This window comes from Saccharopolyspora sp. (assembly GCF_017434145.1).
In the GTDB taxonomy this organism is placed as follows: Bacteria; Actinomycetota; Actinomycetes; order Mycobacteriales; family Pseudonocardiaceae; genus Saccharopolyspora_C; species Saccharopolyspora_C galaxeae.
On sequence record NZ_JAFRFW010000524.1, the window covers coordinates 1 to 3,288 of the forward strand.

4 protein-coding genes and 1 pseudogene are annotated in these 3,288 nt (G+C 69.0%); 1 reads left to right on the forward strand and 4 read right to left on the reverse strand.

Annotated features, from left to right (window positions below; translation table 11 throughout):
* A partial coding sequence (locus IJH84_RS14575; protein ID WP_295145317.1) for a DUF6474 family protein occupies window positions 1–100 on the forward strand: 100 nt, incomplete at its 5' end.
* 226 nt (window positions 101–326) lie between these two features.
* On the opposite strand, the gene IJH84_RS14580 is transcribed toward IJH84_RS14575, so the two are convergent.
* The 4 genes and pseudogenes from IJH84_RS14580 to IJH84_RS14595 all read right to left on the reverse strand — a co-directional run.
* Window positions 327–581, reverse strand: a complete 255-nt coding sequence (locus IJH84_RS14580) for a Smr/MutS family protein (RefSeq protein ID WP_200068074.1) — start codon at window positions 579–581, stop codon at window positions 327–329.
* A 285-nt stretch (window positions 582–866) separates the two neighbouring features.
* Window positions 867–1,862, reverse strand: a complete 996-nt coding sequence (locus tag IJH84_RS14585; protein WP_200068641.1) for a glycine betaine ABC transporter substrate-binding protein — start codon at window positions 1,860–1,862, stop codon at window positions 867–869.
* A gap of 8 nt (window positions 1,863–1,870) precedes the next feature.
* Complete coding sequence (locus IJH84_RS14590; protein WP_295145314.1) at window positions 1,871–2,638, reverse strand: ABC transporter permease; 768 nt, start codon at window positions 2,636–2,638, stop codon at window positions 1,871–1,873.
* Window positions 2,635–3,288 (reverse strand): annotated as a pseudogene (locus tag IJH84_RS14595) (ABC transporter); the annotation flags it as partial. The pseudogene IJH84_RS14595 and the gene IJH84_RS14590, both read right to left, overlap by 4 nt.

The window sequence follows — 3,288 nt, forward strand, 5'->3', positions numbered from 1 at the left end:
CGAGCGGATGCCCGCGCAACGCCGCCGGGCGGCGCATCGGGCGGTGACCGGCGAACTCGACCGCATCGAGGACGACCTGCTCAACCGCCTCGGCATCTAGTGTTCATAGCCGGATCGGACCGGCAATAGCGACAAGCTCCGGGCAGATGCCACTCCGGCGTCGGTCAGGCGGGGCGGATTCCCGGTTAGCACAGGCCTGCCGGGATAGTCATCGATCTTTGCCGCAGAGCGCGGTGCGAAGGTGTTCGGATCGGTCTGCTTGAACTGATCTCGAATATCTTCCGCCCGTCTCCCGGATGCCACCCTGGATGTGGCCGTGTGTCCGCCTACCTCAAGTGCACCAGCACCATCCCGTCGTTGCCGGGGGCCACCTCCACACTCCGGTACAGCTTCTTGATGTGGGGCTGCTTCAGCATCGCGAGAACGCGCTTCTTGAGCTTGCCGGCACCCTTGCCCGGAATGATCTCGACGAGCGGCACGTTCTCGCCGGCCGCACGGAAGATCCCGTTGCGCACTGCGTTGTCGATGTCCCTGTCGCTGCGGAAGATCGGGTGAAGATCCACGGTCAGCTTCTCCGGCATCGCGTTCTCCCAGGTGTGATTACCGACTTGGCTCGCGCTGGACCCAAGCACGATGCGGGCGACACCCCAAGCCTCGTGCGCAGGTTTGAGCACGAATGGGCGCGGCATGCGCCCGCAAGGGCCATCGATCCTCCGACGCCGCCACCCACCGAGCAAAGCCGAGTGCCATCGCGGTCTCGATTCCGGACGTGCTCGTCCAGGGACGTTGCGAAAGCGGTTTTGCCCAGCGGGGGCGTTTACCCAGCCCGAGCGGCGACGACGGGCCGCCGGCCCCGCCCGGAATGGTCAGGCGGCGTTGTTCGGCAAGGTCACGAAACCGTGCTTGACCATCCAGTCCCTGGCCACGTCGGCCGGGTCCCGGCCGTCGACGTCGACGCCCGCGTTGAGCTCCATCAGCTCGGCGTTGTTCAACCGGTCCGAGATCGGCTGGAACACCTGCTGCAACTGCGGATACCGCTGCAGCATCCCGGCCCGCACCGTGACCCCGAGGTTGTAGCGCGGGAAGAACCCCTTGTCGTCGGTCAGCACCTTCAGGTCCAGCGAGCGGATCCGCCCGTCGGTCGTGAACACCTCGCCGAAGTTGCAGGTATTGCCCGACGCGGTCGCCGCGTAGATGGTGCCGGTGTTCAGCGTCTCCACCCGGGACGGGTCCACCTCGAAACCGTAGGTCTGCGAAACCCCGGGCAGGCCGTCGTTGCGGCTGGCGAACTCGGTCTCCACGCAGAAGCTCAGCTCCTGCGGCCGCTCGGCGCCCAGCCGCTTGAGGTCGGAGAAGGTCTCCACCCCGAGCCGCCGCGCGTTCTGCTGGTTCAACGCGAACGAGTAGGTGTTGTCCGCCTGCAACGCCAAGGCGAACCAGGCGACCCCGTTGCGCTCGAGGTCCATCTTGCGCACGGCCTCGTACTGGGCGATCGGATCCGGGATCGGCTCGGTGTTGCCGTTGTAGCTGATCCAGGACGCGCCGGTGTACTCCCACAGCACGTCGATCTGGTTGCTGACCAGTGCGTTGCGGGCGCTGGCCGAGCCGGTGATGTTGCTCAGGTCGCGCACCTCGGCGCCTGCGGCCAGCAGCGCGAACTCGGCCAGGTAGGCGAGCACGATCTGCTCGGTGAAGTCCTTCGAGCCGACCGTGAACCGCACGCCCTCCAGCTCCGGGACCGGCCGGATCGAGCCCGGCTCGACCCGCAGCGGCACCGACGATCCGGAGCTGAGCCCGCAACCGCTCAGCGCCGCGCCCGCCGCCGCTGCCGAGGCGAGTTTCAACGCGCTCCGCCGGGACATCCGTGTGTTCATCGCAGTCCCTTCGGAGACAGGTACTGCTCGGCGACGCCGCCGAGCCAGTCCACCAGCAGCGCCAGCGCCATCGCGAGCACCGCGCCGACCGACAGCACCGTCCAGTTGCTGAGCTTGTAACCGGTGTCGATCAGCTCCCCGACACCGCCCGCGCCGACGAACCACGCCAGCGAGGCGGTCCCGACGGCCAGCACCAGCGCGGTGCGCAGCCCGGCGAGGATGAACGGCACCGACAACGGCAGTTCGATCCGCAGCAGCACCATCGTCCCGGACATGCCGATGCCCCGGCCCGCGTCGATCAGCGCCGGATCCACCTGCTGCAGCCCGACGAGCGTGTTGCGCAGCACCGGCAGCAGGGCGTAGACGGCGATCGGCAACGTGGCGATCCAGAAACCGGTGGTGCCGTTGGTGAGCAGGAAGAACAGCACCAGCAGGCCGACCGACGGGGCCGCCTGGCCGACGTTCGCGATGCCGATCACGATCGGGCTCAGCCGCCGCGCCCAGGAACGGCTCAGCAGCACGCCCAGCGGGACCGCCAGCAGCACCACGATCAGCGCCACGGCCAGGCTGATCAGGAAGTGCTGCCAGGTCAGCGTCAGCAACGTGGACGCGGTGATGTTCCGCGAGGTGATCACGTTGTCCCGGTGCGCGTACGCGACGCCGAGCACCACCGCGACCAGCACCGCGGCCACGATCGGCTGGGCGAACAGCCGCAGCCGTTCCGCTCCGCGCGATCCGGAGTCCGAGGAGTAGGCGCTGGTCATGACCGCGCCTCGGCATCCGCGGCACCGGTGTCGGCGGCACCGGCGTCGCCGGTGTCCGCGGCCGCGGCGTCGCCGGTCTCCGCACCGCTGTCCGCGTGTTCCTCGCGCAGCGATTTGATCGTGGTCATCACCGTGTCGATGTCGACCACGCCGATGTACTCCCCGCGCGAGCCGGTGACCACCGCGACCCCGTCGTCGTCGGTCAGGATCGCTTCCAGCGCGTCCTGCAACGTGGAGGCGGGCGAAACGCTGTCCTCCACCGCACGCCCGGCCTGCGACAGCGCGGAGACCGCACCGGCCTCGCGGGCGGTGGTCCAGCGCAGCGGCCGCTTCCGGCGGTCCAGCACCAATCCGATCGCGCCGCGCCGGGTGCCCAGCCGGTCCCGCAGCACGCCGGGTTCCTCGTCGACCGCGGCGGTCGGCACCTGGCCGAGTTCGATCTCGCGGACCCGGCGCAGCGTGAGCTGCTTGAGCGCGGCGCCCGCCCCGACGAACCCGGCGACCGTGTCGTCGGCGGGGTTGGCCAGGATCGCGTCCGGCGTGTCGTACTGCAGGATCTTGGACTGGTCGCCGAGCACCGCGATCCGGTCGCCCAGCTTCACCGCCTCGTCGAAGTCGTGCGTGACGAACACGATCGTCTTGCCCAGGTC

Excerpts from the sequence above, each read along its gene's own strand:
- IJH84_RS14580 (WP_200068074.1), bottom strand. The coding sequence starts at position 581 with ATGCCGGAGAAGCTGACCGTGGATCTTCACCCGATCTTCCGCAGCGAC.
- IJH84_RS14585 (WP_200068641.1), bottom strand. The coding sequence starts at position 1,862 with ATGTCCCGGCGGAGCGCGTTGAAACTCGCCTCGGCAGCGGCGGCGGGC.
- IJH84_RS14590 (WP_295145314.1), bottom strand. The coding sequence starts at position 2,638 with ATGACCAGCGCCTACTCCTCGGACTCCGGATCGCGCGGAGCGGAACGG.